Raw genomic sequence first — 21322 nt, 5'->3', positions numbered from 1 at the left:
TAAAGGCTTGCAAGTGACAGGCGTGACGAATTAATGGTTCTTAGCCTAAGCAATCACTGTTATTATGTACAGCATTATCGAGAGCACAGAGCCTGACATGCTGCCAGAAAAAGTGAAAACCCAAATTCGGGCCATCTATAAAGACATAGCCCAATCGCTGCCCCATTTCCGTTCCCGGCGCGAACAAAACTATATGGTGGCAGAGATCTCCAAGACCCTGGCAGGTGACTACGACAAACACAGGCGCATCATAGTGGTTGAGGCCGGCACGGGTATTGGTAAATCCCTGTCCTATATTCTCGGCACTATCCCGCTGGCGCTGGAAAGCAAGAAAAAGGTCTGCATAGCCACCGCCACCGTGGCTCTGCAGGAGCAATTGCTGAATAAGGATCTGCCCTTTTTTAAAGAACAGTCTGGACTCAACTTCCGTTTCGGTTTGGTCAAGGGGCGCCAGCGCTATGTTTGTCTGGCCAAGCTCGAAATGCTCATCGGCGACAACAATGGCACCCAGATGGCCATGTGGCAGACCAAACCCGACACTGCACAGGTGGAATTGCTGCAAAAACTGCATCAGGACTTCCATAAGGGCCGCTGGAATGGTGAGCTGGATACCCTTGAAGCGCCCCTGCCCGACCATTTATGGCAGCAAATCGCTTGCGACAAGCACAGCTGTCACAGGCAGCAGTCCAGTCACAGGCAGTGTCCCTTCCACAAGGCCCGTGAAGATGTGGATACCTGGGATGTGCTGATCGCCAACCACAGCCTGCTGTTTGCCGATCTGGAGTTGGGCGGAGGTGTGATACTGCCGGATCCGGAAGATGTCTATTACGTCATAGACGAAGCCCATCATCTGCCCATAGTGGCGCGGGATTTTTCCAGCGCCCAGGCCACCTTGCGGGGTGCCTGTGACTGGCTGGAGAAAATTGGCAAAACCGCAGCAAAATTGCAGCATCAGATAAAGAGCAACAACATTATCGCCCCGGCCCAGGCAATGCAGGACCATGTAACGGATCTGTGCGCCCAGCTCAATCAAGTGGCCCATTTCTGCGACGGCCAATTGGCAAAATTTGACAATCCGGAAAACCGCCTGCGCTTTACCAATGGTGAATTGCCCGAGGTACTCAAGCGCCATGCGGAAAACCTGGCCACGGCCTCTTCATCGGCACTGAAACAATTCAATAAAATGCAATTGCTGCTGGCCGAGGCCATCAAGGACGGCGACATTCCCAGACATCAGGCCGACAGTCTGCAAAGCGAAACCGGCTTTATGCTGCAACGACTGGAGAACTTACATAAGCTGTGGAAGATGATGGCCAAAGAGGACAGCAAGAAAGGCGCCCCCACGGCACGCTGGATTGAGTTGATGCCGGGTAAGCAGCAGGACTTCCTTTTTTGCTCCTCCCCCATAGAGGTGGGTTTCATGCTGGAGTCCATGCTGTGGGAAAAAGCGGCCGGCGTGGTCCTTTGCAGTGCGACCTTGAGGGCGGTAAACCAATTCGACTATTTTGCCCATCAGGTGGGGTTGTCGCTTAACGATGGCAGCCGCTTCCTGGCATTGCAATCGCCCTTTGATTTTGAAAACAATGCCACCTTATTCCTGCCCAAAATGCGCACCGAGCCCACGGACGATGCCTACACGGCAGAATTGGCGGAATTGGTTCATCAGTACACAGCCGATGAGATGGCGAGCCTGGTGCTGTTTGCCTCCTACTGGCAAATGGAAAAAGTGGCTGAATTGATTGAAGGTAAGCTCAAGGTGCCCTTGCTGCTCCAGGGCAGTGCCCCCCGGCAGCAATTACTTGATACCCATAAAGAACGCTGCGATAAGGGCTTACCCAGTGTGCTGTTCGGTACCGGCAGTTTTTCCGAAGGTCTGGACCTGCCCGGTGACTACCTCACCAACCTTATCATCACCAAGCTGCCCTTCGCCGTCCCCACCTCACCGGTGGAGCAGGCCCATGCCGAGTACGTCAAGGCCAAAGGCGGCAATCCTTTTTTGCAACTGACCATACCCGATGCCTCCCGTAAACTGGTACAAAGTTGTGGCCGCCTGCTGCGTAAAGAGCAGGACTATGGCAGGATCACCATATTGGACAGGCGTCTGGTCAGTAAGCGCTATGGCAAGTCCTTGCTTGATGCCCTTCCGCCCTACCGACGGGTAATCGAATAACGGCATTGGCGAGGAGAGCCGGGTTTTGAACAGAGCGCAACTGATAGACAAGCTCAAAGAGCAATTGGCACAGCTGGAGCAGGAAGTGCTCAGGCACGATGCCGCCCTGGCGCCGCAGCAACGCAAGCTGATTCAGGATGTGGAAAGGTTCAACGATGGTCTGTTCATCCAAAGTGGCGCTCAACTTGCGCCCTGTATTGGCCAGATAGCAAAAGATATCAAACAGTTGGAACAAAGGCTGACCCTGGGCCTGTCAGCGGCAACCATTGTGGCCAGTTGCGAGCGGATCCAGGACAGATTCACCGCCGTCAAACGGGCCCTGACCACGACTGGCATCAATCTCAAGTCTGCCACCCAAGCACGTCAAAGCGCCCGCAACCGCAGTCATCAAAGACAAAAACAGGCCCACAACAGCAGTGGTTTTGACTGGATTGCCGCCGGCGTGATGCAAAACAGCCATCAATTGTATGAAGAGTTGAACAAACATTTGAACTGGGCACGAAAAATAGAGTCAAAAATCGCGCAACTGGAAACCGGGCTTGATAATTGTCACAGTGCTGACAAAATCAAGCTGCAAAATGAGATCCTTTTGATGCACCGTCGCTTAGGCAAATGCCGCCAGGCCATCAGCTATATCGAAGACAGGATCCAGGCATTCGAACGGCCGTATCAGAGTCAAAATCGTTAAGGAGCAACAATGAAATCCTTTGTGTCCATCGCCGCCCTCGTGGGTCTTGTTACCTCATCCTCTGTTTTCGCCGCCACCCTGAAAATTCCCATGGCGTTCGAATATCTGGCCCTCAATGGGAAGGAAATTGCGACCAACAGCTTTAGCCATCAATCCGAACTGAACCTGACACCCGGCACCCATAAGGTGGCCATACGTTATCACGACATGGTTGAGGACGATTTCAGCGACAGCCAAAGCTTCGTCAAATCGGCCCCCTTCATCCTGACCCTGACGGTCAAAGGTGAACAGCAATACCAATTGCGTCCCGCCGGCGGCAAAGCCATCGCCAAGCCCAAAGAGTATGCCAAGGCACCGAAAATTGAGGTCATCAGCAGCACAGACAAGTCGGTGGCATTCAGTCTGGAGCAAACGGACATAGAAGAGGAAAGTTTTGTATCCCGGCTGTTTACCGGCAACAGGGGAGTGGATGTCGAAGCCGCAGTGGCTGCCGCTACCGGGGGCGCCCAGGTCAAGCCGACAACAGCAGCAGCGCCTCAGCAGGCACCGGCAGTCGCCCCCCAGGGGGACAGCCCTATCCATGCCCAACAGATGCTGCAATATTGGTGGCTTCAAGCCGATGATGCGACCCGCAAAGAATTCATGAGCTGGGCCATCAAGCAACTCTGATGATCCCGCTCGTCTATCACGCCAGCTATTCCAGGCTGGCGTTACCTCCGAAACACCGATTTCCCATCAGCAAGTATGCCCACCTGTACCACTATCTGTTGAATTCAGGATTGGCATCCGAGCGGCAATTTATCAGTCCTCAACCAACCCACGCTGCCGAACTGGAGCGGGTACATGATGCAGGCTATGTGCAGGCATTTATTCAGGGAACGCTGGATGCCAAGGCCATACGCCGTTTGGGATTTCCCTGGAGCCAGCATCTGGTGACCCGCACCCTGCACTCGGTAGCCGGAACGGCCCTGTGTGCCCGCAGGGCACTGGATCAGGGTATTGCCCTGCATTTGGCCGGCGGCTATCACCATGCACATCACGACTTCGGCAGCGGTTACTGTGTATTCAACGATCTGGTGTTCGCCGCCAGGCAGCTGCTCGACACCGGTGAGGTGGACAAGGTCATGATCATCGACTGCGATGTGCATCAGGGCGATGGTACCGCCACCCTGACCGCAGGCGATCGGGATATCGTCAGTTGCTCATTCCACTGCGATGCCAACTTCCCTGCCCGCAAACCCCAATCCGACTATGATATAGCCCTGGCGCCGGGGACCGGAGACAACGAATACCTGGACAGCGTGAATACCACGGTTAACTATCTGCTGGAACTGGAAAAACCGGACATCATTCTCTATGATGCGGGAGTGGATATCCATGCCGATGACGCGCTTGGGCTCTTGTCCGTGTCTCTGCAGGGGCTGTATCTTCGTGATTTGAGCCTGTTAACCCAGGCCAAACAGAGGGGCATCCCATTGGCGGCCGTCATTGGCGGCGGCTATAGTCCGGATCCACTACAATTAACGCAAAGGCACAGCCAATTATTCCTTGCAGCCAATCACTTATGGCCATAAGAACTCCGGGAGTCACCTATGCAACTTGAGATCCGTAATTATTATGAAGTGCTGTTGATGGAGATCCTCTCCGATGAAGGCCTGATGGATGAATTACCCGAAGACTATCTGGCGGATTTAAGCTGCATCACACTGAATCAATTGCCGGTCAGATACATACGCCATCTGGTGGACGCCTATTTCTTCGAGGATTACCACGAGCTGCAACAGATGAAGAATGAAATACAGGCGGCGCTGGAACGATCCCGGGCATTTTTGAAGAAACGGAATCAACAGAGATTGAGGGAAGCTCAGGAAGAGTAAGGTTTGGAGGTTCCCCCAGAGCCACACCCCGGCACACGAGTCGCCTGCTGCGGTTGCTTCCTTCCGGACCTGGCCGAGTTCACAGGTTATCATTGCGGGGGGACCCTGGGGTCACCATAGATTTCCAGAAAGGTTCTGGAACGGGACGGATTATCCCCAAGGCAAACTGATAAATCAAGTAAAACCCCGGCCGTGCCTCTCTCCCATGACCTGACTGCACATAAGTTAGGCGTTTACTGACTTTATTTGCTTCGGCGACCACAGACGCCAACACATGGCAGCCAAAAAAAATCCGCATCACAAGGGACGCGGATTTTCTGCATTAGGGTATCAGCTACAGGCTGATAATATCGCGATTGCTTTCAACCAGTTTCAAGCCTATGCCGGAAACATTGGCCAAATCATCAACCGTGCTGAAGCGACCATATTGGTTGCGATATTCGATAATCGCCTTGGCCTTGGCCGGCCCAACACCCTTGAGCAACTGCAACTCGGCTTCAGTGGCGGTGTTGATATTGACCTTGCTGGTATTGACCTTGGCCATCACTGCGGCCTCGGGCACCTTATTGGTTTCGCCCTCGCCGGCAATGGCCATGGGGCCACTCAAGGTCAGAGCTAAGATTGAACAGAGTAACATTGGCTTCATTGGTTTCTCCTTGACGTTCCTGTTGATTACCCATGGCCTGGTATCCTTCTCCTTGGCCATGGATAAAATGTAGCCAGCAAACGTCAAACTGCCAAATTGCGCCAGTTACAACCTGTTCAGGGCCTCCGACAAATCGAAAATCAGGTCATCCACATCTTCAAGGCCGGCCGATATTCGAAGCAGATTGTCGCTGATCCCGGCTTCCGCGCGAGCCTCAGGCGTATAGGGTGAGTGGGTCATGGATGCCGGATGCTGAATAAGGGATTCGGCATCCCCGAGGCTGACAGCTATGGTGAACAGCTGCAGACTGTCAACAAAGGCCATGGCCCCCTGGAAGTCGGTCTTGAGTTCGAATGCCAGCACACCACCGGCCCGTTTCATTTGCTTGCCAAGGAACCTGTGGCCCTGATGATGCTCGAGGCCTGGATAAAACACCCGCTCCACCGCCGGGTGGGCATCAAGGAAACGGGCCAGCTTTTCGGCGTTGTCACAATGGCGCTCCAGACGCACATCCAGGGTCTTCATACCACGCAGAATAAGCCAGGCATCATTGGGGGACATCACGGCCCCCACGTCCTTGATCAGCTCATATTTGACCTTGTTAATCTGCTCCGTGCTGCCACACACCATACCGGCAATCACGTCACCATGACCATTGAGATACTTGGTGGCGCTGTGGATCACCATATCAATGCCGTGCTCAAGTGGCCGTTGCAGCAAGGGAGTCATAAAGGTGTTGTCCACTATGGTCATCACACCATGGCGCTTGCCTATGGCTGCGATGGCATCTATATCAAACACTTCCAGATGAGGATTGACCGGAGTTTCACAGAAAATCACCCGGGTGTTGGGACGGATTGCGGCTTCAATGGCCTCGGGCTTGGTAAAGTCCACCAGGGTGACTTCGATGCCAAAGCGGCTCATCAGTTTGGTCATTAAAGAAAAAGTGCAACCATAGACGGCACGGGAGGCCACCAGATGCTCACCCTGGGATAAGTTGGCCAACAGGGCCGCTGACACCGCCGCCATCCCGGATGCACAGGCCGCAGCGGCTTCTGCGCCTTCGAGCACGGCCAGTTTGCGCTCCAGCTCGGCCGTGGTGGGATTGCCCAGGCGGGTATAGATATAGCCTTCTTCATCACCGGCAAACCGGGCACCGCCCTGGGCGGCATTGTCAAAGACAAAGGTGGCGCTTTGATAGAGGGGGCTTACCAGGGCTCCCTGCTGGTTGCGCTCATGGCCCGCGTGAATCACTTCGGTGGCCAGCTTTCTTTTCTCAAGCATCTTAAACTCCCCAAAAGCGCCATCTTAATAAGAATTCAGGTTGTGATGGCGTGGGGATTAACATAACGACTGGGCGGGCCCTGCCAAGGGTGGCAGGGCAAATAAATGTCACTGATTTGTAAAATCTTTGTTACGTTGCAGACGGCTATCCATCGAGCCATTCAGAGCGCCGGAGAACCGGGTTCTGAGATCAGCAAGCAATTGCTGGTGCAAACGTGACAGGCGGGGTTTATTGGTCTCAGTGAAGCTCAATGGCCGGCACAGGGCCATGGCCTGATACCCGAGCCTGGCGGTCAGCAAGCCGCCGCCAAGGCCCTGCCCCAGGCGTGCCGACAGCTTGCCCGTCATCTCCACGGACAAAAGCTGGGTCCCAAGATCGGTTACCAGTTCCGAGGTGCCGGCATAAAAGATATTGAGCAGTATGCCGCGGATAAGGCGAATTCGGCTCCAGTACCCCAATTCCACCCCATAGCAAAGCGCCACCTCACGGATCATTTTTTGATTGCGCCACAGCATGATCCCCATATCCAGCAGTGCCAGTGGACTTGCCGCCAACAGGGCCGCAGCTTCCATGGCATAGCGGTTCACCAGTCGTCTGGCGCGCTCATCCTGGCGCGTGATGACGCTGGCCTCAAACAGTTTCAATTTTTCGGCATCATTGTGCTCATCACTGCACAGACTGAGATAGTGGCGCCAGCCCTCCGGCTCATTTTCAATCCCAAGTTTGGCAATAAAGCCATCGGCCTCTCCCATCTGCATACTTGCGCTGAGTCTGTGGCCCTGCTCACGTAAATCTTCGGCCCCCTTAAGGCGTTGCAGCAACCGATATTCACGCAGTGCCGCACTGCCTCCCCAGGCCAGCACCAGGGTGGTTACCAGGCTATAAAGCCCAAATAACCAGGGACTCTGTTGCCAGGCGTCCCACAAGCCAAGCCCGGTTTGTGTCAGCACCAGAGCCGCCAGTGACCACAGCATGGCGCGGGTAAGTGGGCGCCAACGGCGCCCCTGAAGCAAGGGCAAGGACGGCAGGCTGTCAACCGCCTTTTCCAGCTCGGTTTCACTCAGGGGCACATCGGCATCGAAATCCAGTTTTCCCTTGAGTTCGGCCTTGGATTCTCCCTCAGCCAGATTGCCCACCGGGCTGTCACTGAAATCCCGGCGCCGGGCCAGGGACGGCATATCAGGTTTGGACTGCATAAAATAACCTCTTGCTTCATTTCAGTTTATCCGCCAGCAGGTAATCCAGCAGATGATCCAGACGGATATGCTCAAAGCGTCCCTTGGGGCCCGTCAATGGCGGAGCAAACATGGCAAACTCAAAACCCTGTTGCTGCCAAAAATCTGCAGCCGGTAAGTGAGCAGGCACTTCGCCGGGGAACAGTGTTTGCGCTTTGCCGCTGTCCAGCGCCCGTCCCTGGACCACTTCCACTTCCCCTTCCGGGGTGTTGACCATGCCATGACGTGTCGCCTTGATGGCGCTGATGGCCATGGCTTCCACCTGGGAGCCTTCAAACCTGGCAAAGTGTTCGCCGGAGGACAACAACTCCCGCAGCAGGGACAACACATGGCCCTGCTGATCGCGACTGACGTGATCTATCTTACTGGCAGCAAACAACAACTTGTCGATTCGCGGTGCAAACAACCGCCTGAACCAACTGCTTTTACCGAACTGAAAACTCTCGAGAATGCCGTTCAAGGCCGCACTCATATCGTTGAATTGACTGTGGCCGCGGTTGAGGGCCGTGAAACAATCCACCAGCACCAACTGGCGGTCGAATCCGGCAAAGTGATTCTGGAAAAAGGGTTTAACCACCTTGCTGACATAGGATTGATAACGGCGGGTCAACACCTCACGGATACTGCCTGCCGCCATACCCGTCCCCGGGGGCAGAGGAAAAAATGCCAGCAAGGGCGTACCTTCCAGCTCGCCGGGCAACAGCATACGACCGGGCTGAGCCAGATAATAACCTTGCTGATGCACAGCCGCCTGAAGATAGTTGCGATACAACACCGCAATGGCATCCAGCCTGGCTTCATCGGCCGGGTCTTCCGGATCCAGGGCGCCTACGGCCGCCAGAAAAGCTTCCAATTCCGGGCAGCTATTGCGACGTTTCAGTGCATCGAATACCGAGGCGCTCCAGTGCTCGAAATCCTGGCGCAGCATGGGTAAATCCAGCAGCCATTCGCCGGGATAGTCCACTATGTCCAGATACAAGGTGGCAGATTCGCTGAATTTGGCCCTCAGGCCCTGACGTGGCTCAAAGCGGATGGCCAGGCGAATTTCTGACAGGTTGCGGGTCGACTCGGGCCATGTGGGCGTTTCCGCCAGCAGGCTATCCATGGCTCCCTGATAATCAAAACTGGCAATGTCCAAGTCCGGTTGCATGGCGCGCTGAACGCCACGCAAGCGCCCCTCCCGGCATACCTGCCAAAGGGGCAACGACTTGCCGGCCTCAGCACTGAGCAGTTGATTAACCAACCCGGTGATAAAGGCGGTTTTTCCGGCACCGGCCAAACCGGTCACCGCCAGTCGCAACTGCCTGTCGGCACTGCGGGCCAAAATGGACTGGGTCTTGCGGGAAAGGCTTTCCAATTTTTCTGACAGCATGGCGAAATTCTTGGGTGACGGAAAAAGACAAGGGGCGGATTAACCGCCCCGGTGACTCACAGGTTATTTATCTGCCGCTTCAGCTCGAAGTTATCTGAAGTGACGTGGCGTTCCAGTTCCTGCAATCTCATTTCCAGGGATTGAAACTGGCGATTGACATCCATCAGGGCCTGCTTGGCGGGCTCTCCTGCCTGCCATACCTTTTTCTTGACCTCTATGTCGCGGTACTCATCCTTGGGTCTCTTCTGGCCACCGGGCTTGATATCCAGAATCATCCACAATGCGACGTAAATAACCAGGACAATGCCAGAGCCGCCGAGGAGGAAAATAGACACCGCGATTACGCGCACCAACCAGGTTTCAAAGTTGAAGTAGTCGGCTATCCCTGCACAGACCCCGGCGATCTTGCCTTCGGCGGGGATGCGATACAGGGTTCGGCCATTACCGTCTCTCATGTTTCGCCCTCCATTCGGGTGCTTCGCTGTCCAATATCGATTCCAGGGTCTCGATACGTTGGTTCATCTTTTCCGCCTTGGCGATAAGCTCATTGAGCAGACTGAATTCCTCTTCAGTGAGTCCCTGGCTCACTTGTCGCTTGCTGCGATAATGCAGAACCAGCCAAATGGGTGCCACAATGACCATAAAGACAATGATAGGCGCCATCAGCAAATCCATATCCATAACTCACCTCTGAAATTCTAATGTTATTCTGCTTTGGCTTTGGTTTTGCCTTTTACCTTGGCCTTGAGGGCTTCCAGCTCGGCGGTCACCGAATCTTCGGCCTTGAGCGCGGCAAACTCGTCTTCCAGGCTGGACTTGCGCCCCAGATCATAGGACTCCACCTGTGCCTCCAGGCTTTCCACCCTGGCCTCGTACTGTTCAAACTTCATCATGGCGGTGTCAATCTTGCTGGAGTCCAGCTGCTTTTTGACTTCCAGGCGGCTGGAGGCCGTTTGCTTGCGCATGATGATGGTCTTCTGACGGGCCTTGGCATCGGCCAGTTTTTCCTGCAACTGGGCAATTTCTTCCTTCAGGCGCAGTATATGTTCTTCAACTACGGCCAGTTCCTGCTCCAGTGTATCAGCCAGGTTGGCAGCCTTTTGTTTTTCAACCAGGGCCGCCTTGGCCAGGTCTTCCCTGTCTTTGGACAGTGCCAGTTCGGCCTTATCCTGCCAATCCTGTACCTGCTCCTGAACCCTGGCGATACGGCGCAGCAGTTCTTTCTTTTCCGCCAGTACTTTAGCAGAGGTTGAACGCACTTCAACCAGTGTGTCTTCCATTTCCTGGATAATCAGGCGCACCATTTTCTCCGGATCTTCCGCCTTGTCGAGCAGGGCACTGATGTTCGAGTTAATGATGTCTGCAAAACGAGAGAAAATACCCATAATTCTATCCTCACAAGATTGTTGGTTTCGCCATGATTAATACACTTTGCGTGCCAACTTTGATTTTTTCTTATTTTTCTTAAGCTTAAACTAATTTTAAGATTTTCTTTATTTATTAGGATACTGGTCTTATTATGAATTTCACCAAATAATAGCGAATAATACCAACACCTACCGTGCCCAATACCTTTCAACAGGACAACCTTATAGGTCAGTCCAACGCCCTGCTTGAAGTGCTGGAGCATGTCTCCCGCATCGCCCCCCTGTCCAAACCTGTGCTTATCATTGGCGAGCGCGGCACGGGTAAAGAGCTTATCGCGGAGCGACTGCATTATCTATCCCAACGTTGGGATCAGACCTTTATCAAGCTGAACTGTTCTTCACTGAGCGAAAATCTGCTTGAAAGTGAACTCTTTGGCCATGAGTCGGGTTCTTTTACCGGAGCCAAGGGCAAGCATGAAGGACGCTTTGAGAGGGCTAACGGTGGCACCCTGTTTTTGGATGAACTGGCCAACACCTCGGGGCTCATCCAGGAAAAACTGCTCAGAGTCATAGAATACGGTGAATTTGAACGGGTCGGTGGCAGCAAAACCATACAGACGGATGTACGCCTTATCTGCGCGGCCAACGAAGACTTGCCCTCCCTGGCGGAGGCCGGCGAATTTCGCGCCGATCTGCTCGATCGCCTGGCATTTGATGTGATCACCCTGCCCCCCTTGCGTTGCCGCCCGGAAGACATAATGCCGCTGGCCGAATACTTTGCCGTTGGGATGGCGCGACAGCTCAAACTGTCCCTCTTCGCGGGTTTCAGCAACGAAGCAAAAGAGCAACTCATGGATTATGACTGGCCCGGCAATATCCGCGAGCTGAAAAACGTGGTGGAGCGCAGTGTCTACCGCAGCGGTGCCGAGGGCGAACCCATAGAAGACATCATCCTCGATCCCTTCGAGTCCCCCTTTAGGCCCCAGGGACGGATCCGTACTCTGGAACGACGCTCAAGCAATGGCCACAGCCAGCCCATGAAAGTCACCGACACCGAGGTTTCAGCACCTGAGCCACTGCAGGTATCCTCGGGCAGTCGGGTCAATTTCCCCATAGATCTCAAGCAACATTGCGAAGATCTGGAGAAAGATATCATCCAGCAGGCATTGGCAGCGGGCCAGTTCAACCAAAAGAAGACCGCCGATCTGCTGGGATTGAGTTATCACCAATTGCGGGGCATTTTGAAGAAATACAATCTGCTGGAGAAGGCGTAAAGATTGCCCATCCCTTACCGGCGCTGTTAAAATCAACCATTAACGCCATTATCGATAACCACTTATTAATGAATGCGCTGACAATCAGGCTCTGCAGAACCGCCGGAATCTTGCTGATGGGATGCTGGCTCTCTGCCTGCGGCCCGCAGCAACTGCCTCCCGGGTTGGTTTATTGCTCCGAGGGCAACCCCGAGTCCTTTAACCCCCAGTTGGTAACTTCGGGCACCACCATAGATGCCACCTCACACCAGCTCTACAACCGCCTGGTGGATTACGACGATGACAGCGGTAAAATTGTCCCCGGTTTGGCCAAAGCCTGGCACGTCAGTGCTGATGGTCTGAGCTACCGCTTTGAGTTGCGTAAAGGCGTCAATTTTCACAGTTCGAAGATCTTCACCCCAAGCCGGACACTCAATGCTGACGATGTGCTGTTTTCCTTCCATCGTATTCTGGATGAGGATCATCCCTACCATTATGTGTCCCGCAGTGGCTATCCCTTCTTTCAGAGTATCGACTTTGCCGACCTGGTAACCTCTGTGACCAAGCTGGATGATTACCGCATTGAGTTTCATCTGTCGCGGCCCGATGCTTCATTCCTGGCCAATCTTGCCACCGATTTCGCGGTAATTTTGTCCCGGGAATACGCCATGCAATTGTTGCGGGCGGGAACCCCCGAAAAACTCGACCAGTTGGCCATAGGCACAGGCCCCTTCCGCCTGGTGGAATATGTCAAAAACGAGTACATCCGCTACCGCCGTCATGAGGGGTACTGGGGCAAAATACCTGAGATAGAAATGCTGGTATTTGATATCACTTCAAAGAGCACAGTGCGTTTATCAAAACTGATTACCGGGGATTGCAGCGTATCAGCCCTGCCAAAGGCTGGTGAACTGACACGGGTAAGTGAACACCCTCAATTAGTGCTGGATGAAACTGCGGGTTTGAACGTAGCCTTTTGGGCATTCAATACTCAAAAGCAGCCTTTTAATGATGTCAGAGTCCGCCGGGCCCTGTCCCACGCCATAGACAAACAAAACATTTTGCGGGCCGTGTATCAGAACAGTGCCATCGAGGCCAAAGGTATTTTGCCCCCCACTTCCTGGGCCTATAACAGTGACGCCGGGACTGGTCTTGAGTTTTCTCCGGAAAAAGCCCGGCAACTGCTGACCGAGGCAGGCATAGATAAACTGACCATTGATATTTGGGCCATGCCGGTAGCAAGGGCGTATAACCCCAATGCCCTGAAAACCGCCGAGCTTATTCAGGCGGATCTTGCCAAGATTGGGGTCAAGGTGAATATCATCAGTTACGACTGGAGTGTGTTCTCCCAAAAGCTGTCACACAGCGACTATGACTCGGTGCTCATCGGTTGGAACGCAGACAACAGCGATCCGGACAATTTCTTCACCCCTTTGCTCAGTTGCGCCTCGGTGGAATCCGGCAGCAACAGATCGCGTTGGTGCAATACCGAATTTGATGCCATGGTACGCGCCGCCAAAGCCATCAATGACATTCGTGCCCGCACAGCCCTTTACCACGAGGCCGAGGCCATGTTGGCCGAGCAGGCTCCTATGATGAGCTTTGCCCACGCCAAACGCATGTTGCTGAAGAGCGACCAAATTACCGGTATGCACCTGAGTGCCTTTGGTGGCATTTCCTTTGACAGGATCAGTATAAAATCCGACAAGGAGCAAGCACACTGATGGCCATTTACTTGCTGCGACGCTTTAACTTGTTCTTGGCTACCTCACTGCTGATGCTGCTGATCCTGTTTTATGTCACCGCCATGTTTCCGGTGGACCGGGCCTTTGCCCTGACGGGTATAGAGAATCCATCGGCTGCCGAGGCCATGCAAATCATTGCCGATTATCGACTGGATAAGTCAGAGTTCAGTCAATTTCTGGCGTTTGTGGATCAACGGCTTTCCGGTAATTTGGGGATTTCGGTCACCTCCCAACAACCCGTGGCCCATGAGTTGACCTCGGTCATGCCGGCATCCTTTGAGCTGGCCGCCTTTGCCGCCATGCTGGCGCTGCTGCTGGGGGTTCCACTGGGAGTGCTGGCGTCATTGAACCAGCATAAGCTGACCCAGCACGCCATCATGGCCATCACCCTGACCGGCTACTCCATTCCGGTATTCTGGCTCGGTTTGTCTCTGGCGCTGTGGTTCGGTGTTGAACTTGGCTGGTTGCCGATTTCCGGACAAATCAACCTGCTGTATGAGATAAAGCCGGTCACGGGCTTTATGCTCATAGACACCCTGCTATCCGACTCAGAATATCGAATTCCTGCATTCAAGGATGCCCTGAGTCACATAGTGCTGCCGGGGATCACCCTGGCTATCCTGCCCTTTACCGTGGTGGTGCGAATTACCCGCGCGGCCATGATGAATGTGATGAACCAGACCTTTATCCGCGCAGCTGAAGCTCGGGGTCTGGCCACGGCCACCATCATAGTGCGCCACGCTCTGCCCAACGCTCTGATCCCACTGCTTAAGCATCTGGGCCTGATGCTCGGCGCCTTCGCCAGCTACGCCATTGTGGTCGAAGTGATCTTCTCCTGGCCCGGTGTCGGCTCCTGGCTGGTGTCAGGGATCTATCAGCGTGATTACACAGTGATCCTCGGAGGCGTACTGGCCGTGTCGGTATTAATCATCTTCCTCAGCATTCTTATCGAGGTGCTGCACACGGCCTCCAACCCGCTCAGCAGGAAGGAACTCTATGCCTCGAATTAAGATTTATCAGGACGACACCATTCCGTCCCCCATGCTGCGACTGTGGCACAGTTTTGCGGCCAATCCCTTTGCCCTGGCCGGATTGTGGGTCATTGTCAGCCTGCTAATGTTGACCCTGGTGGGGCCAGTGCTGGCGCCTTATATGCCAGAGGTTCAAGATCCCAACGCCCTGCTTTTGCCACCGTCCTGGGATCCCCAAGGTCATGTGGAGCACTTCCTCGGTACAGATGATTTGGGCAGGGACATATTCAGTCGTCTGCTCCATGGTGTACAGCTGACCTTTGGTATGTCTTTGGCCGTGGTGGCACTGGCCCTGTTGGTTGGCTTTGTCATCGGCTCTCTTTCCGGCATGATGAAAGGGCTTAAATCCAGTATTCTCGGGCATCTGCTGGACGCCCTGCTGTCAATCCCGTCTTTATTGATGGCAATTCTGGTGGTCGCAGTACTCGGTCCCGGTCTCGGTAACGTGTTTTGGGCCGTGGGCTTTGCGCTGACGCCGCAGTTTGTCCGCGCCATTCACCAGTCTGTGCATGAAGAGCTGCAAAAGGAATACGTGACCGCCGCCAAGCTCGATGGTGCCAATCCTCTGCAGATTTTCTGGTTTGTGATTATGCCCAATGTCTGGGAAACTGTGATTATCCAGACCACACTGGCCATCTCGGCAGCGATACTCGACATTGCCGCCCTGGGCTTTTTGAGTCTGGGTGCCCAGGCCCCAAGTCCCGAATGGGGAGCCATGGTGGCCCAGGGCTTGGATAACCTGCTGACGGCCCCCTGGACCATTACCATTCCCGGACTGGCCATTCTCTTTAGCGTGCTTGCCGTCAACCTGGTCGGTGACGGCCTGAGATCGGCACTGGCGCCGATTAAGAACTGAACCTATGCCTTTACTCGATATCCGCAATCTCACCATTGAGCTGGACACGCCCCACGGCCGGGTCAAGGCGCTTGAGCGGGTCAGTCTGACCCTGAGCGCAGGCGAAGTCCATGGTCTGGTGGGCGAATCCGGCTCAGGCCGCAGTCTGCTGGCCCGCGCCATTCTCGGGATCCCCGGCCCCAATTGGATTATTACCGCCGACCGTATGATGTGGGATGGTCGTAACCTGATGGAGATGTCGGAGTCGGAGCGCCGGGCCCTGATGGGTTCCGACATGGCAATCATTTTCCAGGACCCATCGGGCAGTATGGATCCGATCCAAACCATCGGCAGTCAGCTGATTGAGGCCATGCCCAGAGAGCCGCAGGTTCCCTTCTGGCGGCGTAGAAAAGAGCGCACCCTGTTGGCCCAGCGCTGGTTGCATAAGGTCGGGATTAAGGATCCCAAGAGGGTAATGGCCAGCTATCCCTGGGAAACTTCCGAAGGTGAATGCCAAAAGGTGATGATTGCCATGGCACTGGCGAATCAGCCCAGGCTGCTTATCGCCGATGAACCCACCAACTCCATGGAGCCCAGCACCCAGGCACAGATCTTCCGCTTGCTGGCCCAGCTGAACCAGTTGCAGGGGGTCACCATATTGCTGATCAGCCACGAGCTGGAGACCCTCGCCCATTGGTGTAACCAGCTAACCGTGCTGTATTCGGGTCAGGTGATGGAATCAGGCCCGGCGGCGGAATTACTGCAGGAGCCCTATCATCCCTATACCAAGGCCCTGCTGCAGCATATGCCGGACTATGCCGGAACCCAGCCCCACAAAAGCTTGATGCCAACCTTGCCGGGCTCGGCGCCGGCGTTGCAACATCTGCCCATAGGCTGCCGTCTGGGGCCCCGTTGTCCCGAGGCCCAGCGTCAGTGCGTGCGACAACCCATGCTGACCCACCAGAAAGACAGGTATTACGCTTGCCACTTCCCCTACAAAAATGAGACCGGCCATGACGACACCTCTGCTTAAGGTCAATGATCTCACCAAGCGCTATTTCAGCGGTTACCGCGGTTTTCAGCGTCAATACCATGAAGCACTGGCGCCCATATCCTTTGAACTTGGTCGGGGTGAAACCCTGGCAATAGTCGGAGAGGCCGGCTCGGGCAAGAGCACCCTGGCCCGTATTCTGGTGGGTGCAGAAGAGCGCAGCGGCGGGGAAATCTTCTTTGAGGGCACGGCGTTGGAGAGCCGCAACGTCAAGCAGCGCTGCAAGCTCATCCGCATGATCTTCCAGGACCCCAATACCTCGCTCAATCCCAGATTGAGCATCGGCGAGCTGCTGGAAGAACCCTTAAGATTCAATACCGAGATGAGCGCCCAGGAACGCCAGATACAGGTAGCCGAAACCTTGCGCAAGGTAGGCCTGCTGCCGGAGCATGCGGAGTTCTATCCTCACATGATTTCCGAGGGTCAAAAGCAAAGGGTCGCCGTGGCCCGGGCTTTAATGCTTAATCCCAAGATCATTATTGCCGACGAGGCCTTGACGGCACTTGACCTTTCGGTGCGGTCCCAAATCCTCAATCTGTTGCTGCAACTGCAAAAGGAGCTGGGACTGTCCTACATTTTCGTATCCCACAACCTCAATATCATCCGCCATGTCAGTGACAAGATAATGGTATTGCACAAGGGGAAATTGATAGAAAAAGGCCCGGTCGAACAAGTTTTTTGTGAGCCGAAACAAGAGTATACCCAGAGACTTATCGCAGAACAGAGCCTGTTCAACCACAAACGCTGAACTGCTCCAACCACTCGTGAAAAGGCGGTAGATTGTTAAAAATGGCTGCCAATTCCACGACTAACTCATTATCCTAATGCCAGTGTTGACTGAAGAAGCTAAAACATGATTATCAAACCAAAAATCCGTGGTTTTATTTGCACCACTACTCATCCCCAGGGCTGTGAAGCCAACGTTCTGGAACAGATCAATATCACCAAGGCCCGTGGCCCAATAGCCAACGGCCCCAAGCGCGTACTGGTTGTCGGAGCTTCCAGTGGTTACGGTCTGTCTTCACGTATTGCCGCAGCCTTTGGTTGTGGCGCCGCCACCATAGGGGTATTTTTTGAGAAGCCCGGCACCGAGAGCAAACCAGGCACCGCCGGCTGGTATAACTCTGCCGCCTTTGACAAATTCGCCAAGGCCGAAGGTCTGTATTCCAAGAGCCTGAACGGTGATGCTTTCAGCCATGAAGCCAAGCAAAAGGTGATTGACCTTATCAAGGCCGATCTCGGCCAGATTGATATGGTGGTTTACTCACTGGCTTCACCGGTACGTAAATTGCCGGACAGTGGTGAACTGATCCGTTCATCTCTCAAGCCAATTGGCGAACCTTATACATCCACTGCCGTGGATACCAACAAAGACACCATCATTGAAGCCAGTGTGGAGCCGGCCACCGAGCAGGAAATCCAGGATACGGTAACTGTGATGGGCGGTCAGGATTGGGAACTGTGGATCGATGCCCTGAGCCAGGCCGGCGTACTGGCCGATGGCTGTAAGACTGTGGCCTACAGCTACATAGGCACCGAATTGACCTGGCCCATCTACTGGCACGGCGCCCTGGGCAAGGCCAAGATGGATCTCGACCGCGCCGCCCATGCCCTGAATGACAAACTGTCAGCCAAGGGTGGCAGCGCCAACGTGGCCGTGCTTAAGAGTGTGGTGACCCAGGCCTCTTCCGCCATCCCTGTGATGCCTCTGTATATCGCCATGGTGTTCAAGAAAATGCGCGAACAGGGACTGCATGAAGGTTGTATGGAGCAGATCCTGCGTATGTTCAGCGAGCGCCTCTACAAGGCCGATGGCTCAGCTGCTGAAACCGACAGCGAAAACCGTCTGCGTCTGGATGACTGGGAACTGCGCGATGAGATCCAGCAACACTGCCGCGATCTCTGGCCACAAATCACCACAGAAAACCTGGCTCAGCTGACCGACTACGTCGAATACAAGGCCGAGTTTATCAAGCTGTTCGGCTTTGGTATCGATGGCATTGATTACGATGCCGACGTCAATCCTGAAGTCAATTTCGACGTGGAAGAGTTCTAATTCTCCGGGATAATTGATACTTAAAAAACGCCGCACTCAGCGGCGTTTTTTATTTGCTCTGGCCGGGATGATTTTCAATAATGACGCTGAAACTTGAGCTGGAAAATGAAATGAACTGGACGCAGTTACTTGCACAGGAAAAGCAGCAAGCCTATTTTCGTGACACCCTGGCCTATGTGCAGCAGCGCCGCAACCTGGGCGTTGAGGTCTATCCACCCAAGGAGCAGGTATTTGAAGCCTTTCGTTTAACGCCCCTTGAGCACATCAAGGTGGTGATACTGGGCCAGGATCCCTACCACGGTCCCAATCAGGCCCATGGTCTGTGCTTTTCGGTAAAATACCCTTGTCCGCCACCTTCGCTGCTCAATATCTTTGCCGAGTTGCAGCAGAGTGTTCCCGGCTTCTGCATACCAAGCCACGGCGATCTCAGCAGCTGGGCACGCCAAGGGGTATTATTGCTCAACACGGTATTAACTGTAGAACGGGGCCAGGCTCATTCCCATGCCCATTTGGGATGGGAGCAGTTCACCGACCAGGTTATTCAAGGGATAAGCAGATACAGGGAAGGCGTTATCTTTCTGTTGTGGGGCAGTCATGCCCGTAAAAAAGCGGCACTGATAGACGCTAAAAAACATACAGTATTACAAGCCCCTCATCCATCACCTTTGTCAGCCCACAGGGGCTTTCTTGGCTGTGGCCATTTTGCAACAACCAACACAGTTTTACAGCAACTGGGGGTAGCCCCCATTCACTGGCAGTTGTAACCCTCTGTAATGGTCAGTTAGTGACAAAATCCCATAAAAAAGGCCGCTGCATAAGCAGCGGCCTTTTCTGTTGTTATAACCTGTTACAGCGCGCTGTAGCTGATTTCGGCATTGGCCTTCAGGCTGTCTATCAAAGCGCGATAAGCAGCTTCAGTATTCTGGGAAGCCATGCGGCTGGCCAGGGCTTTTTGCGTAGCCTCATCCACGGAACTCGCCTCATTGATCTTGTCCAGCACCACCAGAGCGTAGCCGGAAGCCAGACTGACGGTATCGGCAGCACCGACGGCCATCTGGAAAGCCTTATTGACTATGGAAGGGTCCAGTTCGCGGCTATAGCGGGCGACACCAGCCTTGACCTCAAGTTCCAGGGCCTCACCGGCATTGAACTTGCTCAGCAGTTCCTGAGCTTTGGCGCTGGCGGCTTCATTGGCCTTTTCCTGAGTCAGACGGGCAATGATGTCGGTCTTGGCCTCTTCAAATGGCTGGGTACCGGCTTCCTTGTGCTCTTTGACCCGAACTACCATCACAGAGTTAGGTGCAACCTCCACCACTTCACTGTTCATACCGCTGTGCAGCACAGCATCGGAAAATGCCGCCTTGAGAACTTCAGGGAAATTCACCGCAGCAGGAGCCATGTCACGGGCAAACAGCTCAGTAGCCTTCACCTCGGCGCCTATGGCTTTGGCAGCCTCGGCCAGGCTGTCAGGGACTTCGTAGCTGGTGTCAGCAAGCTTCTGATGCAGACCATAGTACTGGTCAACGGCCTGTTTTTCCTTCAGCTGCGCCAGGATCTTGTCTTTTACCGACTCAAAGCTGGCTTGCTCACCACCCTGGACGTCCAGCAGCTTGACTATGTGGAAACCAAAGTCAGATTTCACTACCTCTGAATATTGGCCCTTTTGCAGTGCAAACAGTGCACCATCAAAGGCAGGGTCCATTACACCCTGCTCAAACCAATCCAGTTGACCACCCTGAGCGCCGCTGAAGGTATCCTCGGATTCTTTCTTGGCCAATTCGGCAAAGTCGGCTCCGGAGACCAATTGCTGATGCAGCGCTTCGGCTTTGGCCTTGGCAGCCGCTTCATCGTCACCGAATCCCACCAGAATATGGGCGGCAAGACGCTTTTCAGCAGTGCGGTATTGACCTTGATGCTCATCGTAATAGCTCTTGGCCTCATCATCGCTGACGCTGATAGCAGCAGCCAAATCGGCAGCATTCAGGGCCACATATTCAAGGCTCACGAGTTCAGGAGTCATAAATTGATCCTGATTGGCATCGTAAAAACCTTTGGCATCTTCGTCAGTGACACTGATCCCGGCAACGAAAGGCTCGGCATCAACCATTTGGAAACGCACGTCACGGGTTTGGGCCTGCAGCTTGGCGATTTCAGTCGATTCCCCTGGCAGCACAAACTCAGAACCCACCAAACCGTTGATCAACTGGCGACGGGTCATATCCACACGCATCATGTCGCGGAAACTGTTGGTCTTGTAACCCATCTGGCTCAGGATGGCGAGGTAGCGATCATTGTCAAACTTGCCATCGGTCTGGAAAGCAGGCTCGTTAATGATGGCCTGCTTGATCTGCTCATCGGAGATCCTAAGCCCCATGCGTTTGGCAGTCTGGTCCATCAGCTTTTCAGCTACCAGACGGTCGAGCACGCCCTGCTTGAGCGAACGCAGGTAATTGTCATCGGCAGACAGTGCGGCAAACATCTCGCCCATCTGCTGCTCCATACGGGCTTTCTCATTCTGGAACGCTTGCTCCAGCTCGTTTTTGGAAATGTCTTCGCCGTTTACGCTGGCCGCTGGCGCTTCCCGGGACGAGCCCAGATAGCTGCTCACGCCGGCAAAGGCGAAGGATAGTATCACCAGCACGAGAATGCCCTTGGCAATCGCGCTCTGGGAACCGTCACGAATCTTCTCTAACATCGGATGTCCCGCTTGT

21 protein-coding genes and 1 other RNA gene are annotated in these 21322 nt (G+C 54.2%); 13 read left to right on the top strand and 9 right to left on the bottom strand.

The annotated features are described in order from the left end of the window. Nucleotides 1–97: 97 nt before the first annotated feature. From dinG to JYB84_RS06390, 5 genes are read left to right on the top strand one after another with little or no spacing between them, the layout of a single operon-like run. Nucleotides 98–2170 carry an ATP-dependent DNA helicase DinG gene (gene dinG, locus JYB84_RS06410; protein ID WP_207323127.1) on the top strand — a complete coding sequence of 691 codons (2073 nt, stop codon included), beginning with the start codon at nucleotides 98–100 and terminating at the stop codon, nucleotides 2168–2170. 25 nt (nucleotides 2171–2195) lie between these two features. Continuing rightward, complete coding sequence (locus JYB84_RS06405) at nucleotides 2196–2858, top strand: primosomal replication protein (protein ID WP_207322591.1); 663 nt, start codon at nucleotides 2196–2198, stop codon at nucleotides 2856–2858. 9 nt (nucleotides 2859–2867) lie between these two features. Beyond that, on the top strand, nucleotides 2868–3527 hold the full coding sequence (locus tag JYB84_RS06400) for a DUF2057 domain-containing protein (RefSeq protein ID WP_207322590.1): 660 nt from the start codon (nucleotides 2868–2870) through the stop codon (nucleotides 3525–3527). Then, the gene (locus JYB84_RS06395) at nucleotides 3527–4432 is read left to right on the top strand and encodes a histone deacetylase family protein (RefSeq protein WP_207322589.1); all 906 of its coding nucleotides are present in this window, start codon (nucleotides 3527–3529) and stop codon (nucleotides 4430–4432) included. The genes JYB84_RS06400 and JYB84_RS06395 overlap by 1 nt, the downstream gene beginning before the upstream one ends. A gap of 18 nt (nucleotides 4433–4450) precedes the next feature. Next, nucleotides 4451–4735: a late competence development ComFB family protein gene (locus JYB84_RS06390; protein WP_207322588.1), complete on the top strand. Its 285-nt coding sequence runs from the start codon at nucleotides 4451–4453 to the stop codon at nucleotides 4733–4735. Between the two features lie 12 nt (nucleotides 4736–4747). Here the strand turns inward: JYB84_RS06390 and ffs are convergent. The 8 genes from ffs to pspA all read right to left on the bottom strand — a co-directional run bounded on the left by ffs (nucleotide 4748) and on the right by pspA (nucleotide 10658). Continuing rightward, nucleotides 4748–4844, bottom strand: an RNA gene (gene ffs / locus JYB84_RS06385) — signal recognition particle sRNA small type. Nucleotides 4845–5069: 225 nt separating this feature from the next. Then, a complete protein-coding gene (locus JYB84_RS18435; RefSeq protein WP_323128526.1) occupies nucleotides 5070–5381 on the bottom strand; it encodes a ComEA family DNA-binding protein in 312 nt (103 codons plus the stop codon). A 105-nt stretch (nucleotides 5382–5486) separates the two neighbouring features. Next, on the bottom strand, nucleotides 5487–6665 hold the full coding sequence (megL, locus tag JYB84_RS06375) for a methionine gamma-lyase (RefSeq protein ID WP_207322586.1): 1179 nt from the start codon (nucleotides 6663–6665) through the stop codon (nucleotides 5487–5489). 108 nt (nucleotides 6666–6773) lie between these two features. Further along, entirely contained in the window at nucleotides 6774–7862 is a 1089-nt protein-coding gene (locus JYB84_RS06370; RefSeq protein WP_207322585.1) for a TIGR01620 family protein, read from the bottom strand. Between the two features lie 16 nt (nucleotides 7863–7878). Further along, nucleotides 7879–9273, bottom strand: a complete 1395-nt coding sequence (locus JYB84_RS06365) for a YcjX family GTP-binding protein (protein ID WP_207322584.1) — start codon at nucleotides 9271–9273, stop codon at nucleotides 7879–7881. Nucleotides 9274–9329: 56 nt separating this feature from the next. Next, a complete protein-coding gene (pspC, locus tag JYB84_RS06360) occupies nucleotides 9330–9728 on the bottom strand; it encodes an envelope stress response membrane protein PspC (protein ID WP_207322583.1) in 399 nt (132 codons plus the stop codon). After that, nucleotides 9715–9954 (bottom strand): envelope stress response membrane protein PspB, encoded by a 240-nt coding sequence (pspB, locus tag JYB84_RS06355; RefSeq protein ID WP_207322582.1) that lies wholly within the window; start codon nucleotides 9952–9954, stop codon nucleotides 9715–9717. Before pspB ends, pspC begins: the two co-directional genes overlap by 14 nt. A gap of 23 nt (nucleotides 9955–9977) precedes the next feature. Beyond that, complete coding sequence (gene pspA, locus JYB84_RS06350) at nucleotides 9978–10658, bottom strand: phage shock protein PspA (protein WP_207322581.1); 681 nt, start codon at nucleotides 10656–10658, stop codon at nucleotides 9978–9980. A 176-nt stretch (nucleotides 10659–10834) separates the two neighbouring features. On the opposite strand from pspA, the gene pspF reads away from it, so the two are divergent. The 8 genes from pspF (at nucleotide 10835) to ung (ending at nucleotide 19375) form a co-directional block, all read left to right on the top strand. Continuing rightward, nucleotides 10835–11914, top strand: coding sequence for a phage shock protein operon transcriptional activator (gene pspF / locus JYB84_RS06345; protein ID WP_207322580.1), 1080 nt, complete (start codon nucleotides 10835–10837; stop codon nucleotides 11912–11914). A gap of 68 nt (nucleotides 11915–11982) precedes the next feature. Then, the gene (locus tag JYB84_RS06340) at nucleotides 11983–13617 is read left to right on the top strand and encodes an ABC transporter substrate-binding protein (protein ID WP_207322579.1); all 1635 of its coding nucleotides are present in this window, start codon (nucleotides 11983–11985) and stop codon (nucleotides 13615–13617) included. Then, nucleotides 13617–14648, top strand: a complete 1032-nt coding sequence (locus JYB84_RS06335; RefSeq protein WP_207322578.1) for an ABC transporter permease subunit — start codon at nucleotides 13617–13619, stop codon at nucleotides 14646–14648. The genes JYB84_RS06340 and JYB84_RS06335 overlap by 1 nt, the downstream gene beginning before the upstream one ends. Beyond that, nucleotides 14635–15525 carry an ABC transporter permease subunit gene (locus tag JYB84_RS06330; RefSeq protein ID WP_207322577.1) on the top strand — a complete coding sequence of 297 codons (891 nt, stop codon included), beginning with the start codon at nucleotides 14635–14637 and terminating at the stop codon, nucleotides 15523–15525. Before JYB84_RS06335 ends, JYB84_RS06330 begins: the two co-directional genes overlap by 14 nt. Before the next feature lie 4 nt (nucleotides 15526–15529). Continuing rightward, entirely contained in the window at nucleotides 15530–16537 is a 1008-nt protein-coding gene (locus JYB84_RS06325) for a peptide ABC transporter ATP-binding protein (RefSeq protein ID WP_207322576.1), read from the top strand. Next, nucleotides 16518–17303 carry an ATP-binding cassette domain-containing protein gene (locus JYB84_RS06320; protein WP_207322575.1) on the top strand — a complete coding sequence of 262 codons (786 nt, stop codon included), beginning with the start codon at nucleotides 16518–16520 and terminating at the stop codon, nucleotides 17301–17303. Before JYB84_RS06325 ends, JYB84_RS06320 begins: the two co-directional genes overlap by 20 nt. Nucleotides 17304–17408: 105 nt before the next feature. Next, nucleotides 17409–18611 carry an enoyl-ACP reductase FabV gene (gene fabV / locus JYB84_RS06315; RefSeq protein WP_207322574.1) on the top strand — a complete coding sequence of 401 codons (1203 nt, stop codon included), beginning with the start codon at nucleotides 17409–17411 and terminating at the stop codon, nucleotides 18609–18611. A gap of 110 nt (nucleotides 18612–18721) precedes the next feature. Then, nucleotides 18722–19375 (top strand): uracil-DNA glycosylase, encoded by a 654-nt coding sequence (ung, locus tag JYB84_RS06310; RefSeq protein ID WP_207323126.1) that lies wholly within the window; start codon nucleotides 18722–18724, stop codon nucleotides 19373–19375. 83 nt (nucleotides 19376–19458) lie between these two features. On the opposite strand, the gene ppiD is transcribed toward ung, so the two are convergent. Next, complete coding sequence (gene ppiD / locus JYB84_RS06305) at nucleotides 19459–21306, bottom strand: peptidylprolyl isomerase (RefSeq protein ID WP_207322573.1); 1848 nt, start codon at nucleotides 21304–21306, stop codon at nucleotides 19459–19461. Nucleotides 21307–21322: the final 16 nt, after the last annotated feature.

The sequence above is a fragment of the Shewanella cyperi genome (assembly GCF_017354985.1).
In the GTDB taxonomy this organism is placed as follows: Bacteria; Pseudomonadota; Gammaproteobacteria; order Enterobacterales; family Shewanellaceae; genus Shewanella; species Shewanella cyperi.
Note: the sequence above shows the minus strand (reverse complement) of the source record. Positions and strands in the feature narration are given on the sequence as shown.

Excerpts from the sequence above, each read along its gene's own strand:
- JYB84_RS06400 (WP_207322590.1), top strand. The coding sequence starts at position 2,868 with ATGAAATCCTTTGTGTCCATCGCCGCCCTCGTGGGTCTTGTTACCTCA.
- JYB84_RS06370 (WP_207322585.1), bottom strand. The coding sequence starts at position 7,862 with ATGCAGTCCAAACCTGATATGCCGTCCCTGGCCCGGCGCCGGGATTTC.
- pspB (WP_207322582.1), bottom strand. The coding sequence starts at position 9,954 with ATGGATATGGATTTGCTGATGGCGCCTATCATTGTCTTTATGGTCATT.
- pspA (WP_207322581.1), bottom strand. The coding sequence starts at position 10,658 with ATGGGTATTTTCTCTCGTTTTGCAGACATCATTAACTCGAACATCAGT.
- fabV (WP_207322574.1), top strand. The coding sequence starts at position 17,409 with ATGATTATCAAACCAAAAATCCGTGGTTTTATTTGCACCACTACTCAT.
- JYB84_RS06320 (WP_207322575.1), top strand. The coding sequence starts at position 16,518 with ATGACGACACCTCTGCTTAAGGTCAATGATCTCACCAAGCGCTATTTC.
- JYB84_RS06395 (WP_207322589.1), top strand. The coding sequence starts at position 3,527 with ATGATCCCGCTCGTCTATCACGCCAGCTATTCCAGGCTGGCGTTACCT.
- megL (WP_207322586.1), bottom strand. The coding sequence starts at position 6,665 with ATGCTTGAGAAAAGAAAGCTGGCCACCGAAGTGATTCACGCGGGCCAT.
- JYB84_RS18435 (WP_323128526.1), bottom strand. The coding sequence starts at position 5,381 with ATGAAGCCAATGTTACTCTGTTCAATCTTAGCTCTGACCTTGAGTGGC.
- ung (WP_207323126.1), top strand. The coding sequence starts at position 18,722 with ATGAACTGGACGCAGTTACTTGCACAGGAAAAGCAGCAAGCCTATTTT.
- JYB84_RS06390 (WP_207322588.1), top strand. The coding sequence starts at position 4,451 with ATGCAACTTGAGATCCGTAATTATTATGAAGTGCTGTTGATGGAGATC.
- JYB84_RS06325 (WP_207322576.1), top strand. The coding sequence starts at position 15,530 with ATGCCTTTACTCGATATCCGCAATCTCACCATTGAGCTGGACACGCCC.
- JYB84_RS06365 (WP_207322584.1), bottom strand. The coding sequence starts at position 9,273 with ATGCTGTCAGAAAAATTGGAAAGCCTTTCCCGCAAGACCCAGTCCATT.
- JYB84_RS06340 (WP_207322579.1), top strand. The coding sequence starts at position 11,983 with ATGAATGCGCTGACAATCAGGCTCTGCAGAACCGCCGGAATCTTGCTG.
- ppiD (WP_207322573.1), bottom strand. The coding sequence starts at position 21,306 with ATGTTAGAGAAGATTCGTGACGGTTCCCAGAGCGCGATTGCCAAGGGC.
- JYB84_RS06330 (WP_207322577.1), top strand. The coding sequence starts at position 14,635 with ATGCCTCGAATTAAGATTTATCAGGACGACACCATTCCGTCCCCCATG.
- pspC (WP_207322583.1), bottom strand. The coding sequence starts at position 9,728 with ATGAGAGACGGTAATGGCCGAACCCTGTATCGCATCCCCGCCGAAGGC.
- dinG (WP_207323127.1), top strand. The coding sequence starts at position 98 with ATGCTGCCAGAAAAAGTGAAAACCCAAATTCGGGCCATCTATAAAGAC.
- JYB84_RS06335 (WP_207322578.1), top strand. The coding sequence starts at position 13,617 with ATGGCCATTTACTTGCTGCGACGCTTTAACTTGTTCTTGGCTACCTCA.